The sequence below is a fragment of the Pseudomonas sp. TE3728 genome, from assembly GCF_056279145.1.
In genome coordinates, this window is sequence record NZ_JBWBQT010000001.1 from 3,378,506 (window position 1) to 3,395,859 (window position 17,354).

General features: G+C 58.6%; 18 protein-coding genes. 14 read left to right on the forward strand and 4 right to left on the reverse strand.

Going from position 1 to position 17,354, the window contains the following annotated elements; genetic code table 11:
* Positions 1 to 133: 133 nt before the first annotated feature.
* Genes ACZ89R_RS14550 through ACZ89R_RS14565 form a run of 4 tightly spaced genes read left to right on the forward strand, consistent with a single transcriptional unit; the run spans position 134 to position 4,123 of the window.
* Complete coding sequence (locus ACZ89R_RS14550; RefSeq protein ID WP_429545410.1) at positions 134 to 1,060, forward strand: DUF72 domain-containing protein; 927 nt, start codon at positions 134 to 136, stop codon at positions 1,058 to 1,060.
* Complete coding sequence (locus tag ACZ89R_RS14555) at positions 1,057 to 1,854, forward strand: endonuclease/exonuclease/phosphatase family protein (protein ID WP_429545409.1); 798 nt, start codon at positions 1,057 to 1,059, stop codon at positions 1,852 to 1,854. The genes ACZ89R_RS14550 and ACZ89R_RS14555 overlap by 4 nt, the downstream gene beginning before the upstream one ends.
* A complete protein-coding gene (gene clsB / locus ACZ89R_RS14560; protein WP_429545408.1) occupies positions 1,851 to 3,137 on the forward strand; it encodes a cardiolipin synthase ClsB in 1,287 nt (428 codons plus the stop codon). Before ACZ89R_RS14555 ends, clsB begins: the two co-directional genes overlap by 4 nt.
* Positions 3,134 to 4,123, forward strand: a complete 990-nt coding sequence (locus ACZ89R_RS14565) for a lysylphosphatidylglycerol synthase domain-containing protein (RefSeq protein WP_429545407.1) — start codon at positions 3,134 to 3,136, stop codon at positions 4,121 to 4,123. The genes clsB and ACZ89R_RS14565 overlap by 4 nt, the downstream gene beginning before the upstream one ends.
* 86 nt (positions 4,124 to 4,209) lie before the next feature.
* Here ACZ89R_RS14565 and ACZ89R_RS14570 read toward each other — a convergent pair whose 3' ends face one another.
* The 3 genes from ACZ89R_RS14570 to ACZ89R_RS14580 all read right to left on the reverse strand — a co-directional run bounded on the left by ACZ89R_RS14570 (position 4,210) and on the right by ACZ89R_RS14580 (position 7,371).
* Positions 4,210 to 4,968, reverse strand: a complete 759-nt coding sequence (locus ACZ89R_RS14570) for an alpha/beta hydrolase family protein (RefSeq protein WP_429545406.1) — start codon at positions 4,966 to 4,968, stop codon at positions 4,210 to 4,212.
* Positions 4,958 to 6,067 (reverse strand): DUF3182 family protein, encoded by a 1,110-nt coding sequence (locus ACZ89R_RS14575; protein WP_429545405.1) that lies wholly within the window; start codon positions 6,065 to 6,067, stop codon positions 4,958 to 4,960. Before ACZ89R_RS14575 ends, ACZ89R_RS14570 begins: the two co-directional genes overlap by 11 nt.
* A 308-nt stretch (positions 6,068 to 6,375) precedes the next feature.
* Positions 6,376 to 7,371 (reverse strand): GlxA family transcriptional regulator, encoded by a 996-nt coding sequence (locus ACZ89R_RS14580; protein WP_429545404.1) that lies wholly within the window; start codon positions 7,369 to 7,371, stop codon positions 6,376 to 6,378.
* Between the two features lie 101 nt (positions 7,372 to 7,472).
* Between ACZ89R_RS14580 and ACZ89R_RS14585 the strand changes: the two genes are divergently transcribed.
* The 10 genes from ACZ89R_RS14585 to ACZ89R_RS14630 all read left to right on the forward strand — a co-directional run bounded on the left by ACZ89R_RS14585 (position 7,473) and on the right by ACZ89R_RS14630 (position 16,756).
* Positions 7,473 to 8,021, forward strand: coding sequence for a cysteine hydrolase family protein (locus ACZ89R_RS14585; RefSeq protein WP_429545403.1), 549 nt, complete (start codon positions 7,473 to 7,475; stop codon positions 8,019 to 8,021).
* A gap of 322 nt (positions 8,022 to 8,343) precedes the next feature.
* On the forward strand, positions 8,344 to 8,925 hold the full coding sequence (locus ACZ89R_RS14590) for a YjfI family protein (RefSeq protein ID WP_429374670.1): 582 nt from the start codon (positions 8,344 to 8,346) through the stop codon (positions 8,923 to 8,925).
* Positions 8,926 to 8,949: 24 nt separating this feature from the next.
* Complete coding sequence (locus tag ACZ89R_RS14595; protein WP_123498461.1) at positions 8,950 to 9,648, forward strand: PspA/IM30 family protein; 699 nt, start codon at positions 8,950 to 8,952, stop codon at positions 9,646 to 9,648.
* A 108-nt stretch (positions 9,649 to 9,756) separates the two neighbouring features.
* Complete coding sequence (locus ACZ89R_RS14600; RefSeq protein WP_429545402.1) at positions 9,757 to 10,320, forward strand: rhomboid family intramembrane serine protease; 564 nt, start codon at positions 9,757 to 9,759, stop codon at positions 10,318 to 10,320.
* Between the two features lie 71 nt (positions 10,321 to 10,391).
* Positions 10,392 to 11,426 carry an ion channel gene (locus ACZ89R_RS14605; RefSeq protein ID WP_429545401.1) on the forward strand — a complete coding sequence of 345 codons (1,035 nt, stop codon included), beginning with the start codon at positions 10,392 to 10,394 and terminating at the stop codon, positions 11,424 to 11,426.
* Positions 11,413 to 12,087, forward strand: coding sequence for a DUF2491 family protein (locus tag ACZ89R_RS14610; protein WP_429545400.1), 675 nt, complete (start codon positions 11,413 to 11,415; stop codon positions 12,085 to 12,087). Before ACZ89R_RS14605 ends, ACZ89R_RS14610 begins: the two co-directional genes overlap by 14 nt.
* A gap of 14 nt (positions 12,088 to 12,101) precedes the next feature.
* Positions 12,102 to 12,530, forward strand: a complete 429-nt coding sequence (locus tag ACZ89R_RS14615; protein ID WP_429545399.1) for a DUF350 domain-containing protein — start codon at positions 12,102 to 12,104, stop codon at positions 12,528 to 12,530.
* A 19-nt stretch (positions 12,531 to 12,549) separates the two neighbouring features.
* A complete protein-coding gene (locus ACZ89R_RS14620; RefSeq protein WP_429545398.1) occupies positions 12,550 to 13,275 on the forward strand; it encodes a DUF1190 domain-containing protein in 726 nt (241 codons plus the stop codon).
* Between the two features lie 12 nt (positions 13,276 to 13,287).
* Entirely contained in the window at positions 13,288 to 14,445 is a 1,158-nt protein-coding gene (locus ACZ89R_RS14625) for a glutathionylspermidine synthase family protein (protein ID WP_429545397.1), read from the forward strand.
* A gap of 106 nt (positions 14,446 to 14,551) precedes the next feature.
* The gene (locus ACZ89R_RS14630) at positions 14,552 to 16,756 is read left to right on the forward strand and encodes an OsmC domain/YcaO domain-containing protein (RefSeq protein ID WP_429545396.1); all 2,205 of its coding nucleotides are present in this window, start codon (positions 14,552 to 14,554) and stop codon (positions 16,754 to 16,756) included.
* Between the two features lie 71 nt (positions 16,757 to 16,827).
* On the opposite strand, the gene ACZ89R_RS14635 is transcribed toward ACZ89R_RS14630, so the two are convergent.
* On the reverse strand, positions 16,828 to 17,349 hold the full coding sequence (locus tag ACZ89R_RS14635) for a single-stranded DNA-binding protein (RefSeq protein WP_007933689.1): 522 nt from the start codon (positions 17,347 to 17,349) through the stop codon (positions 16,828 to 16,830).
* Between the last annotated feature and the right edge of the window lie 5 nt (positions 17,350 to 17,354).

Below are 17,354 nucleotides of genomic sequence, written 5' to 3' on the forward strand. Positions count from 1 at the left end.
ATAGCCCTGTAGGAGCTGCCGAAGGCTGCGATCTTTTCGTTTTACCGTCTGTAGCCCCATCGAAACTTTCTCGCCCGCCCGGCAGTCATCAAAAGACAGAGGCTGTCCGAGGGCTACATAGACGGGAGGCGACATGGCGGCGATTCATATTGGTATTTCAGGCTGGCGCTACACGCCTTGGCGGGGGGAGTTCTACCCGAAGGGGCTGACCCAGAAGCGCGAATTGCAATTCGCTTCACGGGCAGTGAACAGCATCGAAATCAATGGATCGTTTTACGCCCTGCAACGGCCCGAACGTTACGCCCAGTGGTACGCCGAAACCCCGGCGGGCTTCGTGTTCAGCGTCAAGGCGCCGCGTTTTATCACCCACATCAAGCGCCTGCGGGACATTCATAAGCCGCTGGCGAATTTCTTTGCCTCCGGGGTACTGGAACTCAAGGAAAAACTCGGCCCGATCCTCTGGCAATTCCCACCCAACTTTAAATTCGACCCGGAATTGTTCGAAAGCTTTCTCGAACAATTACCCCACGACACGGAACAGGCCGCCGCCCTCGCCCGCCAGCATGAGCCACGCCTGAACGGTCACGCCAGCATGAAGGCTTACGGTAAAAAACCGCTGCGCCATGCCGTGGAAATTCGCCACGAAAGCTTTGTCGATCCCGCTTTCGTCCGTCTGCTCAAACGCTACAACACCGCGCTAGTCATTGCTGACACCGCCGGCAAATGGCCGTATCGCGAAGACCTCACCAGTGATTTCGTCTATTTGCGCCTGCACGGCGCCGAAGAACTCTACGCCAGCGGTTATACCCCCCAAGCGCTGAAACGCTGGGGCGACAGGATCGATGCCTGGTATCACGGACAGCAACCAGCAGATTCGCAATTGATCGCGCCTCGGCAAAAACCCAAGACACGCAGATCCCGTGAAGTGTTCTGCTATTTCGATAACGACATCAAAGTCCGCGCGCCCTTCGATGCCCGCCGTCTGCTTGAACGTTTGCATCTCGACAAAGACCTTGCCACCGCACCCGGTGAGCCGGTTGCCGAAGGAGTGCTGCCATGAGCATTCCCGAACCGGTCGGCACGACGGATGAGCAGCAACCCATTATCAGCGCCGTGAGCCGTTTTACCGTGCTGACGGTCAACACCCACAAGGGTTTCACCGCGCTCAACCGGCGCTTCATCCTGCCCGAGTTACGCGAGGCGGTGCGCAGTGTGTCCGCCGACGTGGTGTTTTTGCAGGAGGTGCATGGCACTCACGAACATCATCCACAGCGCTACCTCAATTGGCCGGCGATGCCACAGTACGAATTTCTTGCCGATACCCTGTGGCCGCAATTTGCCTATGGGCGCAACGCGGTCTATCCGGCAGGCGATCACGGCAATGCGCTGTTGTCGAAGTTCCAGATCATTCGCCACGACAACCTCGACGTTTCCATCAGTGGCCATGAAAACCGTGGAATCCTGCATTGCGTGCTGCGGATGCCCGGCGATGGTCGGGAAGTGCATGCCATTTGCGTCCATCTGGGGCTTCGCGAAAGTCATCGCAAGGCACAACTCAATCTGCTGATCCAACGTATGGAAGAGTTGCCGGAAGATGCCCCGGTGGTGGTCGCCGGCGACTTCAACGATTGGCGCCTGCGCGCTGATGCGCTGCTCAAGCCCTGCGGCTTGCGTGAAGTCTTTGCCGAGTTGCATGGCAAACCGGCGCGTAGTTTCCCGGCGCGCTTGCCTGCGTTGCGCCTGGACCGCATCTACGTGCGCAACCTCAAGGCCAGCCATCCGCAAGTACTGGCGGCCCGGCCCTGGTCACACCTTTCCGACCATGCACCGCTATCGGTGGAGATCGAGCTATGACCGGCCCATTGATGGAAAAAACCACGATCGAACACGTTTCCACACCGCCGCCCGCACATGAGCCGGCGGTTGTTAACGTCGTATACGGTTGGCACGGTAACAACCGGGTCCAATTGCTGGAGAACGGTGAGGAATACTTTCCACGGGTGTTTGAAGCGCTGCGCCAGGCCCAGAGTGAAATCCTGCTGGAGACCTTCATTGTGTTCGAGGACAAGGTCGGCAATGAGCTGCAGAAGATCCTGATTGAAGCGGCTCAACGCGGTGTGCGCATCACCGTCAGCCTCGACGGTTTTGGTTGTGGCGAACTGAGCACGGAGTACCTCGCAGCCCTGAGCAATGCAGGTGTACGCCTGCAAATATTCGACCCCGCGCCGCGTCACTTTGGCATTCGTACCAACTGGTTCCGCCGCCTGCACCGCAAGATTGTGGTGGTCGACGGCACGATTGCGTTCCTCGGCGGAATCAACTTTTCCGCCGACCATTTGGCCGACTTCGGCCCCGAGGCCAAACAGGATTATTCGGTTGAAGTGCAAGGCCCGGCGGTGGCCGACATTCATCATTTCGCCTTGCTGCAAAGCGGTCGCCCGGCCCGGGCCAAGTACTGGTGGCAACGCCGCAGACAGAGGCGCGCAGAACTGGCGGTCAGCGATCATGATGGTCAGGTGCGGCTGGTGTATCGCGACAATGGCGAACACCCGGGCGATATCGAAGAGGTGTACTTGCAGGTCGTGCGCAGTGCCCGGCATCGCGTGGTGATCGCCAACGCCTACTTCTTTCCCGGCTATCGGCTGCTGCGAGAGATCCGCAATGCGGCGCGCCGAGGGGTCGAGGTGCGCCTGATTCTTCAGGGCCAGCCGGATTTGCGGGTGGCCAGACTCGCCGCGCGCATGACCTACGATTATCTGCTGCGAGCCGGAGTAGCGATTTACGAATACTGCGACCGTCCCCTGCATGGCAAAGTCGCCCTGGTCGACGAGGACTGGAGCACCGTCGGCTCAAGCAACCTCGACCCGCTGAGCCTGGCCCTGAACCTGGAGGCCAATGTGTTGATCCGCGACCGAGCCTTCAACCGCGACCTGTTCGAGCGTCTCGACGAATTGAGCAGCAACCACTGCAAGGTCATGTCGGCGGACAAGGCGCCTCGCGGACGGGTCTGGCACATGACCATCGGTTTTCTGGTGTTTCACTTCCTGCAGCATTTCCCGGCATGGGCCGGTTGGCTGCCGGCGCATAAACCGCGCCTCAAACCCTTCATTCATCCGACCGGGAGCGATAAGGCATGAGCCATTCTGATGCGCAGCCTGCCCCTCACTCCGACACGCCGCGAAAATCCCACTGGCACCGCTGGAAAAAGCCGCTGACGATGCTGTTTTTTCTGGCGTTGATCGTACTGTTCACGATGCTCGCCCAACGCATCGAATGGGGCGAAGTGTTCGATACCCTCGCCGATTTCAAAGTGCGCACACTGATCATCGCGTCCGGACTGACGTTGCTGAGTTTTCTGGTGTACGCCTGTTACGACCTGATCGGTCGCACCTACATCCGGCAGGATCTGACCTGGCGACAGATCCTGCCGGTGGGGATCATCAGCTATGCCTTCAACCTCAACCTGAGCGCCTGGGTCGGCGGCATCGCCATGCGTTATCGGCTGTATTCGCGGCTCGGCGTGAGCAAAAGCAACATCGCGAAAATCCTCGGGCTGAGCCTGGCGACCAACTGGTTCGGCTACATGGTGATTGCCGGCACGGTGTTCAGCAGCGGACTGGTGCGAATGCCGCCAGGCTGGAAGCTGAGCAGCGGTGCCCTGCAAGGCGTGGGCGTGTTATTGCTGCTGCTGAGCGCGGGTTATCTGGCGGCCTGTCGGTTTTCCAGGCGACGGGAATGGTCGATTCGCGGCGTGGAAATCAACCTGCCGTCGCTGCACATGGCCGTCCTGCAACTGGCCCTCGGCGCACTGAACTGGTCGCTGATGGCGGCGGTGATCTTCACCCTGCTACCGAGCAAACTGGATTATCCGCTGGTGCTTGGCGTGTTGCTGATCAGCGCCATTGCCGGGGTCATCACCCACATTCCGGCCGGGCTTGGCGTGCTGGAGGCGGTGTTCGTGGCGTTGCTGCAACACGAGGCCTCACGGGGAAGTCTGGTGGCGGGATTACTCGCGTATCGGGCGATCTATTTCCTGCTGCCGCTGCTGATTACCGTGGTGATGTACCTGGTGGTGGAAGCCAAGGCCAGGTCGTTGCGGATTTCGAAAAAACCTCAGAATTAAGAAGCAGAATCAAAAGATCGCAGCCTTCGGCAGCTCCTACGGGTATTCACATGTCCATGTAGGAGCTGCCGAAGGCTGCGATCTCTTTACGATGACTGAATGAGGCTCAACCGCTCGCCCACCACCATTTCCGTGATCCAGCCCACCAGGATCGAGGTGTACGCCTGTTGCGAGACAGGCTCGCTCAAGGCGTGATCGGCACCGTCGATAATCCGGTGAGTCAACGAGTGGGTCTGCTGACACGCCGCGCGGTAACTCATGATGGTCGCGTGGGGCACATAGGCGTCGGTCTCGGACTCCACCAGCAACACATCCCCGGTAAATTGCGAGCAGGCATGCAGCGCGCGATTGCTGTCGGCGCTGACCCGCGTGCTGCGGTAATCGCGCAGATCGAGCTTGTCCAGCTCACGCTTGGGCGTGTGCCAAAAGTCGTCGCGATACAACGCCGGCACCCGCAGCGCCAGCCAGCGCACCGGGCGCAACGACGTAAGGATCGCCGCCAGATAACCACCATAACTGGTGCCGACCACGGCGATCGCAGACGTGTCGAGCGCCGGGTGGGCGAGCAAGCGGTCATAGGCTGCCAGCAGGTCACGCAGATTGTCTTCGCGGGTCACCCGGGATAACGGAATACCGGTCCCGCCGGTGTGCCCGCGCAAGTCGAATGTCAGGCACACACAACCCAACCCGGCGATGCCTTTGGCGCGTTCCAGGTCGCGCTCCTGACTACCGCCCCAGCCATGAACGAAAAGCACACCCGGGACTTTCGATTTGGGGCTGAGGAAGGTTCCGCTCATCTGTTCATCATCGATGTCGATCGCAATGGTTTCGCTTCTAGCCGTCATAGGATTTGACCGTTACGTACTTGAGAAGAAAGTCACTGTGTTCCGCTGGCCCGCGATAGACCTCAATGGCGTTGGCCGGCAGCGGTTGATCGGTATAGGTTTCGACCGACGACACGCGAATCGCGCGCAAGCCGGGGTTGTTGACGAAGCTCTGCAGTGCCGCGACCTCAGCACTGCTGGCACCGCCCAGGCGCCAGGATTGTTCGAGCACGCCGCTGCGTTGTTTGCCATCGCAATCCAGCCCCTGGGCGATGTCGTAGTTGCGCCGTGAGGCATAGAAACCGGGGTAGGCTTCATCGGCCGCGCTGTCGAATACCTGCGCTTGCTGGATCGCCAGCCTCGTGTCGTCCGGGAGCTCCAGCGCCAGCAGGTCCTCGTAATAACCCTGCACCACCAACAGATTGGACCCTCCATAAACCTGCTCGCCCTGACCGTCTTCGGTCAAGTATTGATCACCGCAATAACTCAGCACTTTGTCGCCGATAAAACTCTGACCGACGCTATGGGTGACCACCTCGGTCAAGTCTTGTTCCAGCACCACGCCGTCGGTGAACAATGTTTTGGCATCGGGGCGCGCGAGGATGGCGTCGAACTGGTCGAGGCTTTTGATCACTTCCTGACCACGTCCGGCGCAGGCATGAATTGGCTTCATGCGGATCGGACCGCTGTAGAGCAGGTGCTCCGCTGCCGGGCGAGCATCGTCCAGGGAGAACACGCTGAGGCCATCGAGCACAACGCTGCGTACCCGTTCGGAAAACAACGACGACCAGCCTTCGGGCGCGAATGCATAGCGGTTCAACAACCCATGGCTGATGGCTTTGGTGCAGATGAAAGCGTGGTCGACGTAACCGCCCCACAAATCCTCCGGCCCTTTGACCCCCAGCTGCCGGGCGGCAGCGACACCCACCAGCGTCTGGGTCGGCAACAGATAGATATCCCGGCCGCTATGCAGCTGTGGGTCGTAACTGCCGCCGTATTCGAGCCCGACGACCTGCGCCAGCCAACGGGCCAACGCGCGATTGGTTTCGACTTCGTGCAGCGAGGCGTCGGGGCGCACCGAATGGGCGAGCACCAGTTTGTTGCGACGTGTTGGGGTCATGCGTTCCCCTTCAATCTGCGTTTGATAAATGTAGCTGAAGGAGGTGCAGAGATCAGGCCAATGGCGGCTGGAAAGAAACGGTTTTTAAATCAGCCAATTGCGAAATAGGTGGTAGCACAAGGCCTGTTTTATTCTGCACGACACCTTTCAATGCTGCCGGCATTTTGCACGACTCAAACCTGCCGCCTAACCCATGTGGGAGCGAGCCTGCTCGCGATAGCGGCCTGACATTCCATAGTTGTGTTGAATGACACACCGCTATCGCGAGCAGGCTCGCTCCCACATTTTCAGATCTGCAGTGATGCTCGCTACCGAGCCACTGCTGCGGTCGCAGACACACCAAACCGCGCCCGGTAATCACTCGGCGCAAGCCCGGTAATCTTCTTGAACGTTGCCCGAAACGCACTCGGGTCCTGATAACCCACGGTCCAGGCAATGTGATCAATGGTGCCATTGGTGTATTCGAGCATTTCCCGCGCCTTGCCAACCCGCAGGTGCTGGCAGTACTCAGTGGGTTTCAACCCGGTCGCCGCACGGAATCGCCGCAGGAAGGTGCGCTCTTCCAGCCCCGCCCGCTCGGCCATTGCCGCCAATGAGACATCGTTCGCCCCGGTGCTTTGCAGCCAATGCTGGACCTTGAGAATCGACGCATCGCCATGGTTGAGAATCGGTGAAAAATTACTGCCGCACTCGCTCGCGCTGTCGCTGTGTTCCACCACCAGAAAACGCGCCGTGCCGGTGGCGATGCTCGGCCCGAGCAAGCGGTTCACCAATCGTAATCCCAGCTCTGACCAGGCCATCAAGCCGGCGGTGGTGATCAGGTCACCATCATCGACAATCGGCGTGTCAGCCTTGAGCTTGATCGCCGGGTAACGCTCGGCGAAAGCCTTGGCCGAGGTCCAGTGGGTAGTCGCGCTGCGGCCATCGAGCAAGCCGCTTTCAGCCAACAGAATAGAACCCACACAGACCCCGCCGAGGGTCGCACCGTTGCCATGTTGCTGACGAAGCCAGCGAATCAGGCCTTGGGGCGCCTGCCCGTCGGAAAAACCTCCGACCGAGGGCGGGATCAATACGGCAACCAATGCGCCGGCCGGGCCGGGATCAGTGTCATAGACCCGCTCGGGCACTTGATCACCCTCGACCTGCCAATGACTGACCCGCAGCAACGGTAGCTGCGCCGACTGATGCTCGGTGGCGATCCGGTTGGCCACGCCGAACAGGTCCGTCAGCCCATGCACCGCCGCCATCTGCGCACCTGGATAGATCAGCACGCCCAGTTCGGCGACTGTCTTTTCAACACCCATTGTCAGTTTTCCCCCTTCTATTGTCGGTGCGGCCAATCCTCGGACGGCCAGCAAAACCTAATACTTGATTCACACCCAACAAGCACTTCGAGGAAACACCCATGGCCAAGCAAGCACTCATCGTAGTCGATATCCAGAACGACTACTTCCCCCGGGGCAAGTGGCCGCTGGTGGGCGCCGATGCCGCAGCAGACAACGCCGCACGGATGATTCAGGCGTTTCGCGAGGCCGGTGATCCGGTGGTGCATATCCGCCACGAATTCACCTCCGACGCCGCGCCGTTCTTCACTCCGGGCTCCGACGGCGCGAAGTTGCACCCTAAAGTCCTCAACCGCGCCGACGAGCCGGTGGTACTCAAGCACTTCGTCAACTCGTTTCGCGAGACCGAACTGGAGGCCATCCTCGACCAGCAAGGCATCGAACACCTGGTAATCGTCGGCAGCATGAGCCACATGTGCATCGACGGCATAACCCGCGCAGCGGCCGACCTGGGCTATACCGTCACAGTGATCCACGACGCCTGCGCCACCCTTGACCTGGAATTCAACGGCGTCACCGTCCCGGCCGCACACGTTCACGCCGCCTTCATGTCGGCCCTGGGTTTTGCCTATGCCAGCGTGGTGTCCACCGATGATTTTCTGGCTGGTTGAGTGAGGACCCTGTGGGAGCGAGCCTGCTCGCGATAGCGTCGGATCAGCCAGCATCGATGCTGAATGTACCGCCGTCATCGCGAGCAGGCTCGCTCCCACAAGAATTTCGATGCCTGTGCGATGCTCGAAAATCTCACGCGTGAGCTATTGAGGTCCGCAAAAATTGCCTGTAGTGTTTCTCACGCGTGAGATTTTTCACCACGGGGTCAGCATCATGAAAAGCAGCTCTCCATCAGATCCGCCTACCGGATCTGTTACCGATTCAGCGAGTCAAAAGGGAGAGCGCTCGAAACCGTCCGCGAAAAAACCATCTAGTTTCTATATGAAGCAGATGCGTGCGGGTCTGGGTGCCGCCGGGTATGTGAAACACGAGACTTGGGTGCTTCCCGAAAACCGAAGCCTGCTCAAGCAGATGGAGAAACAGCTACGCCAACCGATCCTGGCTGGCTCATTCATGTCGGAGAATTACATGAGCGCAGGTAATAACTGGAACATCGATCGCCTCTACAGCGCCCTTCAGGCCCTCGACGAAGTGGTTTCGAACGACATCACCCTCTCCCTCGTTCAAGGCTCCGAGTCCAGCATCAAGCTGGAAATGAACGAGTTCGGTGGCTTGCCGATTTACATCGCGGTGGTTGGCGATCAGATCATCGTGGATACCGTTCTGGTCGATGTCGAGTCCATCAACGACGTACCGGCATTCAACGATGCCGTTCTGCGCAGCCGGGAAATGTTCCCGCTGTCCTCGATCGGTATCGAGTCCATGCCCAACGGGCAGATCGTTTACAACATGTTCGGCGCACTCAGCTCCGACTCCAGCCTGACCAACGTCGTGACCGAGGTCAAAACCCTCGTCGACAACGTCCAGCGCGCCAGCGAAGCCTTTGAACGTTTCTTCATCTAATTTTTCGGGAACAGGAAATATCCAATGACTCAGTCCATCTGGAGCAAATTGTTCACCGCGTTGCGTGGCGGTGCCAACGAAGTCGGCGAATCGATCGTCGACCAACAGGCCCTGCGCATCCTCGACCAGGAAATTCGCGATGCTGACAGCGCGCTGGCCAACGCCAAGCGTGAGCTGGTCACCATCATGGCCAAGCACAAACTGTCGGCTGATCGCGTCAGCGAGCACAACGCCAAGATCAAGGATCTGGAATCCAAGGCCCTGGCCGCGATCCAGGCCAACCGCGAAGACCTGGCACTGGAAGTGGCCGAAGCCATTTCGACCCTGACCAATGAACTGGATGTCGAGCAAAAGCAGGCCACCGAATTCGGCGGTTACGCGGACAACATGCGCAAAGACATCACCAAGGCCGAAAGCCGCATCAAAAGCCTGCGTCAGCAAGTGGACATGGCCAAGGCGCGTGAAAGCGTACAGAAAGCCCAGGTCAGTGCTTCGATCGCCAGTGGCGGCGCCAACGGCAAGCTGGAAACCGCCGTCGGTACGCTGAACCGTCTGCAAGCCAAGCAGCAGCAACGCGCCGCGGAACTGGAAGCCCAGGACCAACTGGCCGATGCGTCGACCGGCACCGACCTTGAGCGCAAGCTGCGCGATGCCGGCATCACGCCGAACGAAGGCAGCGCCAATGCGATTCTGGAACGCCTGAAGAAAAAATCGGCTGAGTAACCGACTCAAGTGCCGAATGCATAACCTGTGGGAGCGAGCCTGCTCGCTCCCACAATGGATTGCGTTTCAATTTTCGTCGAGTCGAGTCGAGTCGAGTTGAGGTCACGGATGGATGCCCTGAAGGGTTTCAAGACAATCGCAGGCGTGGCCTTCTTCATGGTCGCGCTGCAACTGCTCAATGTGGCGACCGGCTACAGCCTTATTGCCTTCGGCCTGGTCCCGAGAACATGGCAGGGACTGGTCGGCATCATCACCTCGCCTTTCTTGCACGGGTCCTTTGCGCACCTGAGCACCAACCTGATTGCCTTTTTGATCCTCGGTACTTTGGTCATTGTCGAAGGGCTCAGCCGCTTCATGGCCGTCAGCGCCATCATTATTCTGCTGGGCGGTTCGCTGGTCTGGCTGTTCGGTTTTGCAGGCGTTCACATCGGTGCCAGCGGATGGGTATTCGGGCTGTGGGCGTACCTCCTGTCGCGCGCCTGGTTCCAGAGGAGCTGGAGCAACCTGATAACAGCCAGTGTCGTGGTCCTGCTCTATGGTGGCCTGATTTTTGGCTTCCTTCCCCGCCAGGGCATGTCTTTCGAAGGGCATATCTTTGGTGCGATCGCCGGATTTATTGCAGCCAAGGTACTGTTATCTACGCCGCGCAGCAGGTTTAATGCCACCCGGTAACCGCACTTGAGCACTCAGACGCCAGAGCGATTACGTCGCCAGGAATGAGCCCCCACGGAGTCAGGGATGTAATGTCGATTTTCCTTTTATTGCGCACGTACGCCTCGTCCTTCTTCCATCGGTTCGGCTGGGCAGGCCTGACCATTGCGCTGGGTATACACATGAGCACGGCCTATATCGGCCTGGTGCTTCTGGGCGAACAACACCTCACCGCCCCCGCCACGTTTACCTATTTCTATCTCACCACCACGCTCACCGTCGGCTATGGCGATCTTGCGCCACAGACAGCCGCGGGACGAATTTTCGTGGCTACCTGGGTCATGCTCGGGGGCATTGCGCTACTGACGGCAGCCATCGGCAAAACCACCAGCAGTGTCATCGATGTATGGAGAAAAGGCATGAAAGGCAAAGGCGATTTCACCGGCAAGGTCGGCCATACCGTACTCATCGGCTGGGAAGGCGCGTCCAGCGAGCGGGTCATTGAATTATTGCTGCAGGACGAAACCTCCAATGACAACCTGATCGTCATTTGCGATTGCGACCTCGAAGAAAATCCCATGCCGGGCAAAACGGACTTTATCAAAGGCGAAAGCCTGTCCTCTGCCGCGCTGTTGCTGCGGGCCGGTGTTCCCGGTGCCGAACGCGTGCTGGTGCGAACCCATTCAGACGACCTGACCCTGGCCACCGTGCTGGCAGTCAATCAACTGGGCCCTGTCGGCCATGTGGTCGCCCACTTCAATGAAAGCGAAATCGCCGCCCTTGCCAGCGCCTACGCGCCCAGCCTGGAATGCACCTCGAGCATGGCCATCGAGATGTTGGTACGCGCCTCCCAGGATCCGGGCTCATCTGCGGTCATCAATGAATTGCTATGCGTGGGTCAAGGCGCCACGCAGTACCTGATGAAACTGCCCGAGACCTTTGAAGCCACGTTCGGCGATCTGTATGCACAGCTGAAAGAACAGCACAACGCGACCCTTATCGGCTACCGCGCCAAAGGCGCCCGACAGCCTTCGATCAACCCGCCCGGCGCCACTCGCGTTGAGGGCGGCGAACTCTTCTACATCGCCTCCACTCGCCTCAAGGAAATCACCAATGGGATGGTTTAAACAGTTGATGGGGCTTGAGGCCCCGAAAGCGAATACGGAATCGAAATGGACAGCCAACGAAACCCTGCCCGCCATCGGTCCGCTGGGCCTGGCATTGGGCAAAGAGGTGATGTTCGACACCACCCTGAAGTTGTTGCTCGACGGTAACACCACCGTGGTCATCCCTGGCTCCCAACAGATCTGGAGCGCTGGCACGGTTGATCTCGGGCAGTCGACCTGGCTGTCGCGCTATTACATGAACGACGAAGACTACTGGCTGCAAGTGCACACCACCGGCGACATCGCCGGCCAGGTCGAGTCGGTGATCCTGTTCAATTACCTCAACTACATCACCATCAACAGTGAAGCGGAGCTGAGTCGGCTGGCCGGCCCTCAGAGCCTGATCGGGCTGCCGACCTACAACCACAACGGTGTCGAATACACCCGAGAATGGGGCACCGAAAGCGGCCAGACAGAACTGGTGGCGCTGAGCGAACACCTGAAAAACCCGGATGAGTCCTACAGCATCGAGCACCGTTCGATGCTGTATGCCCGCGAAACCGGCCTGACCGATCGCCGGGAATTTCTGCTGTTTTCCGTCGAAGAAGACGCCGAAGGCACCATCAGCTTGAGCACTTCGCTGGGCATTTCGTTGTACACCACTGACCTGAACACTTTTTAAAAAGGAAGAAGTCCATGCTTGAAGCGCTCTCCATCTCCCTGAACAAAGCCGCCGTGCTCGGGTTTGTGTTGTACATCCTCGGCGCCACCGTGCTGTTCGCGCTGTTCCAGTTCATCTACACCCGAATCACCCCGCACAGAGAATTCGAACTGATCCGCTCGGGCAACGTTGCGGCCGCGATCGCGCTGGGTGGCGCCATCATCGGTTTCGCCATTCCGGCCAGCAATGTGATCGCCTATTCGATCAGCATTCTGGACTTCGTCGTCTGGGCAGTGATCGCCGCTTTCGTACAACTGCTGGCGTTTCTGGTGACCAGCCTGGTGCTTAAAGGCGCCTCTGAACGGATTAAAAAAGGCGAAATCGCTGCGGGTATCTATGTCGCGGCAGTGGCCATCAGCGTCGGCATGTTGAACGCCGCCTGCATGACCCCTTCCCAGAACTGATTGCGCCACGGAGATCCCGATGAAACGAAGCAAGTACGTTCAGCTCTCGCTGGCCGCGTCGGTCGCCATGGCGATATCAGGTTGCGGGCAAGCGGAAAAAACCTACCCGGTGCAGAAGAAGTACAACTTCCAGTCCGTTCAGCAGTGCGCCGATGAAAAGCTCCCGGTAGACGTCTGCTCTGACGCCTACATGAGCGCCATGGCCGAGCACCGCCGCATCGCGCCGGTCTACGACAACCAGGCCGATTGCGATGCCGACTTTGTCGCCGACTGGTGCCAACAGGATTCCGCCGGCAAGTTCGTCCCCAAGCTGGGTGGTTTCGAACTGACTGCCGCTGGCGAGGTAACACAATCCCAAGTGGACGCAGCCAAGGCTCAATTACCCGCCTCGGAAGCGAACAGTGGAGGCTCCGGGTTCTCCGGCACCAGCCTGCTGACCGGCCTGCTGATCGGCAACATGCTGAGCAGCAACCGCAACAGCTACTTCTCCGAGCCGGTCTACCGCTACCGCGATGATCGCGGCAACTATGGCTCCTCGACGCTCAACCAGCGGATTTCCAAAGGCTCAACCTTTACCAAGTCCAATCAGGCGAGGTACGGCAGCAGCAGCTACGCCGATTCAATCCGTTCCACCAGCAAGTCGATGTCTGTGGACTCGTCCACCTCCCGTGGCGGCTTCGGCAGCAAAGCCAGCGCCCGCAGCGGTTGGGGCGGCTCGAGCAGCGCTGGCCGATCGAGCAGTTAAGGAACGAGCACCATGAAGAAGATCCTCTGCGCCGAGCGTCACGACTGGAAACAGACCGCCGAAAGTCTCGGTTTTCTGTTCCATACCATCGACGACGAACCCTATTGGGACGAGAGCGCGTATTACCAGTTCACGCTCAAACAGATCGAGAACGATCTCGAAGACCCGACCACCGAGATTCATGAGATGTGCATGGACCTGGTGGCCCGCGTGGTTCAGAGCGAGGAGCTGCTGGAGCGCCTGAGCATTCCCGCGCCATTCTTCGACATGGTTCGCACTTCATGGCTCGAAGGTCACCCGCACCTGTATGGGCGTATGGATTTCTCCTACAACGGCAGCGGGCCCGCCAAGTTGCTGGAACTCAACTACGACACGCCGACCAGCCTGTATGAGGCCGCAGCGTTTCAATGGGGCTGGCTGGAGCAATGCATCGAACGCGGCTTGCTGCCCAAGCATGCCGACCAGTTCAACAGCATCGACACCAAGCTGCATCAGGCCTTTGCCCAACTGCAGCTCAAACAGCCCTTCTATTTCGCCTCGATGAAAGACTCGGTCGAAGACAAAGGCACCACCGACTACTTGCGCCTGATCGCGGAAAAGGTCGGCATCGAATCACGGCACATCGATATCGAAGACATCGGCCTCACCCACGAAGGACGTTTCGTCGATTTGGAGGATCGCTGGATTCCGCACCTGTTCAAGCTGCATGCCTGGGAGTTCATCTTCCACGAGCCCTTTGGTGCAGCGATTGCCCAGAGCGACACCCAGTTTTTCGAGCCGGCCTGGAAATCCATCATTTCCAACAAGGGCATCCTGCCGCTGCTGTGGGAGTTCAACAAAGGTCACCCGAACCTGCTCGCGGCGCACCTGGATGCCGACCCGAGCAAAGCGGTGCCCAAAGGCTGGGTGCGCAAACCGTTCTTCTCCCGGGAAGGCGCCAACATCGAGTTGCAAACCGCTGAGGGTCTGATCGTAAAAGAGGACGGACCCTACACCGACGCGCCATTTATCCTTCAGGAGTTCGCCCCACTGCCGAAGTTTGGCGACAGCTTTACGCTGGTTGGCTCTTGGGTTATCGGCGATCAGGCGGCCGGTATCGGCGTGCGAGAAGACAACAGTTTGATCACCAAGGATTCGAGCCGGTTCTTGCCGCACCTGATACTCGACTGACCCATCCATCGCCGAGGGTGGACATAAGCAAGATGCCCACAAGACTTACGGCTGAAATACCGGATAATGGCGGCCATTCGTTTAGCCGTTATTCTGGTAATCCCCCATGGAAATCAAGGTCAACTTTCTCGACAACCTTCGACTTGAAGCCAAGTTCGATGACTTCACGGTGGTGGCCGATCAACCTATCCGCTACAAGGGCGATGGTTCGGCACCGGGTCCGTTCGATTACTTCCTGGCATCGTCGGCGTTGTGTGCAGCTTATTTCGTGAAGCTGTACTGCGACACGCGCAGTATTCCCACGGATAACATCCGCCTGTCGCAGAACAACATTGTTGATCCGGAAAACCGCTACAACCAGATTTTCAAGATCCAGGTCGAGTTGCCAGCGGACATCTCCGACAAGGATCGCCAGGGCATCCTGCGCTCCATTGACCGTTGCACCGTGAAAAAAGTGGTACAAGCCGGGCCTGAGTTTGTGATCGAAGAAGTCGATAACCTCGATGCCGATGCCCAGGCGTTGCTGATGCCTGCGTCCAGCTCAGAAGCGAGCACTTATATCGCGGGCAAGGATCTGCCGCTGGAGCAAACCATCGCCAATATGTCGGCCCTTCTGGCGGACCTGGGCATGAAGATTGAAATCGCCTCGTGGCGCAATATCGTGCCCAATGTGTGGTCGCTGCACATCCGCGATGCGCACTCGCCGCTGTGCTTTACCAACGGCAAGGGTGCGACCAAGGAAGGCGCGTTGGCGTCGGCGTTGGGTGAGTTTATCGAGCGACTCAACTGCAACTTCTTCTACAACGACCAGTTCTGGGGCGAAGACATCGCCAACGCAGCGTTTGTGCACTACCCGGACGAACGCTGGTTCAAACCTGGCCGTAAAGATGAGCTGCCAACTGAAATTCTCGACGAGTACTGCCTGAAGATTTACAACCGCGACGGCGAGCTGCGTGGTTCCCATCTGATCGATACCAACTCGGGCAATGAAGAGCGCGGCATCTGTTCGCTGCCGTACGTGCGCCAGTCGGACGGCGAGGTGGTGTATTTCCCGTCCAACCTGATTGAAAACCTGTTCCTGAGCAACGGCATGAGTGCCGGTAACACGCTGGCCGAAGCCCAGGTGCAGTGCCTGTCGGAGATCTTCGAACGCGCGGTAAAACGCGAAATCATCGAAGGCGAATTTGCACTGCCGGATGTGCCGGCCGATGTGCTGGCGAAGTACCCCGGGATACTGGCCGGGATTCAGGCGCTGGAAGAGCAAGGGTTCCCTGTGTTGGTGAAGGATGCGTCCCTGGGCGGTGAATTCCCGGTGATGTGCGTCACGTTGATGAACCCGCGTACCGGCGGTGTGTTCGCCTCGTTCGGCGCGCATCCGAGCCTGGAAGTGGCGTTGGAACGCAGCCTGACCGAATTGCTGCAGGGACGCAGCTTCGAAGGCCTCAACGACTTGCCCCAGCCGACGTTTGAAGGGCATGCGGTGACCGAGCCGAACAACTTCGTCGAGCACTTTATCGACTCCAGCGGCGTGGTGTCGTGGCGCTTCTTCAGTGCCAAATCGGATTACGAATTCGTGGAGTGGGACTTCTCCGGTCAGGGTGAAAACTCGAACGCCGAGGAAGCCGCGACCTTATTCGGCATTCTCGAAGGCATGGGCAAGGAAGTGTACATGGCGGTCTACGAGCATATCGGCGCGAAGGCATGCCGCATCCTGGTGCCGAACTATTCGGAAATCTATCCCGCGGACGATCTGATCTGGGATAACACCAACAAAGCGCTGTTCTTCCGCACTGACATCCTGAACCTGCATCGCCTGGACGAAGACGAACTGCAAGCGCTGGTTGAGCGTCTGGTGGAAAGTGAACTGGACGACTACACCGACATCACCACCTTGATCGGCATCGAATTTGACGACAATACAGCGTGGGGTCAGCTGACGATCCTGGAGTTGAAGCTGCTGATTTATCTCGCCTTGCAGCAATTTGAAGAGGCGAAAGAGGCGGTAGAAATGTTCCTGCAGTACAACGACAACACGGTTGAGCGTGGCCTGTTCTACCAGGCCGTCAATGTGGTGCTGGAGATGAAGCTGGACGAAGACCTGGAACTGGAAGACTACGAGGCCAATTTCCGCCGGATGTTTGGCAATGAGCGGACAGATGCAGCAATCGGATCGGTAGACGGCAGCGTGCGTTTCCATGGCTTGACGCCGACCAGCTTGAAACTGGAGGGGCTCGACAGGCACCTGCGGTTGATCGATAGCTACAAGAAACTGCACTCGGCACGGGCCAATGTGACCACTTTGTTCAGATAACAGCGCCCACAAAAAAGCGAAGCCAGATCACTGGCTTCGCTTTTTTTATTACTTACTGGATAGCAGCTTTTTTAGAACGGGATATCGTCATCAAAGCTGTCGAAATCCGGAGCCGGCTGCGGTGCGGCCTGCGGTGGAGCCGGACGCGACTGTTGCGGTGCCGACTGCTGCGGACGCGGAGCCTGTTGGCGTGGAGCCGGGGCGGACTGCTGGTAGTTATTGCCCCCACCTTGTTGATCGCCCTGCTGTGGACGGCCGCCCAGCAGTTGCATGGTGCCTTGCATGTCGACCACGATTTCAGTGGTGTAACGCTTGATACCGTCTTTTTCCCACTCGCGGGTCTGCAGCTTGCCTTCGATGTACACCTGCGAACCTTTGCGCAGGTATTCGCCGGCAATTTCGGCAACCTTGCCGAACATCGAAACACGGTGCCATTCGGTCTTCTCGACCTTCTGACCGGTTTGCTTGTCGGTCCACTGTTCGCTGGTCGCCAGACTCAGGTTGGTCACGGCGTTACCGTTAGGCAAGTAGCGAACTTCGGGATCCTGGCCGCAAGTACCGACCAATATGACTTTGTTAACCCCACGGGCCATAACGT

Excerpts from the sequence above, each read along its gene's own strand:
- ACZ89R_RS14550 (WP_429545410.1), top strand. The coding sequence starts at position 134 with ATGGCGGCGATTCATATTGGTATTTCAGGCTGGCGCTACACGCCTTGG.
- ACZ89R_RS14555 (WP_429545409.1), top strand. The coding sequence starts at position 1,057 with ATGAGCATTCCCGAACCGGTCGGCACGACGGATGAGCAGCAACCCATT.
- clsB (WP_429545408.1), top strand. The coding sequence starts at position 1,851 with ATGACCGGCCCATTGATGGAAAAAACCACGATCGAACACGTTTCCACA.
- ACZ89R_RS14565 (WP_429545407.1), top strand. The coding sequence starts at position 3,134 with ATGAGCCATTCTGATGCGCAGCCTGCCCCTCACTCCGACACGCCGCGA.
- ACZ89R_RS14570 (WP_429545406.1), bottom strand. The coding sequence starts at position 4,968 with ATGACGGCTAGAAGCGAAACCATTGCGATCGACATCGATGATGAACAG.
- ACZ89R_RS14575 (WP_429545405.1), bottom strand. The coding sequence starts at position 6,067 with ATGACCCCAACACGTCGCAACAAACTGGTGCTCGCCCATTCGGTGCGC.
- ACZ89R_RS14580 (WP_429545404.1), bottom strand. The coding sequence starts at position 7,371 with ATGGGTGTTGAAAAGACAGTCGCCGAACTGGGCGTGCTGATCTATCCA.
- ACZ89R_RS14585 (WP_429545403.1), top strand. The coding sequence starts at position 7,473 with ATGGCCAAGCAAGCACTCATCGTAGTCGATATCCAGAACGACTACTTC.
- ACZ89R_RS14590 (WP_429374670.1), top strand. The coding sequence starts at position 8,344 with ATGAAGCAGATGCGTGCGGGTCTGGGTGCCGCCGGGTATGTGAAACAC.
- ACZ89R_RS14595 (WP_123498461.1), top strand. The coding sequence starts at position 8,950 with ATGACTCAGTCCATCTGGAGCAAATTGTTCACCGCGTTGCGTGGCGGT.
- ACZ89R_RS14600 (WP_429545402.1), top strand. The coding sequence starts at position 9,757 with ATGGATGCCCTGAAGGGTTTCAAGACAATCGCAGGCGTGGCCTTCTTC.
- ACZ89R_RS14605 (WP_429545401.1), top strand. The coding sequence starts at position 10,392 with ATGTCGATTTTCCTTTTATTGCGCACGTACGCCTCGTCCTTCTTCCAT.
- ACZ89R_RS14610 (WP_429545400.1), top strand. The coding sequence starts at position 11,413 with ATGGGATGGTTTAAACAGTTGATGGGGCTTGAGGCCCCGAAAGCGAAT.
- ACZ89R_RS14615 (WP_429545399.1), top strand. The coding sequence starts at position 12,102 with ATGCTTGAAGCGCTCTCCATCTCCCTGAACAAAGCCGCCGTGCTCGGG.
- ACZ89R_RS14620 (WP_429545398.1), top strand. The coding sequence starts at position 12,550 with ATGAAACGAAGCAAGTACGTTCAGCTCTCGCTGGCCGCGTCGGTCGCC.
- ACZ89R_RS14625 (WP_429545397.1), top strand. The coding sequence starts at position 13,288 with ATGAAGAAGATCCTCTGCGCCGAGCGTCACGACTGGAAACAGACCGCC.
- ACZ89R_RS14630 (WP_429545396.1), top strand. The coding sequence starts at position 14,552 with ATGGAAATCAAGGTCAACTTTCTCGACAACCTTCGACTTGAAGCCAAG.
- ACZ89R_RS14635 (WP_007933689.1), bottom strand. The coding sequence starts at position 17,349 with ATGGCCCGTGGGGTTAACAAAGTCATATTGGTCGGTACTTGCGGCCAG.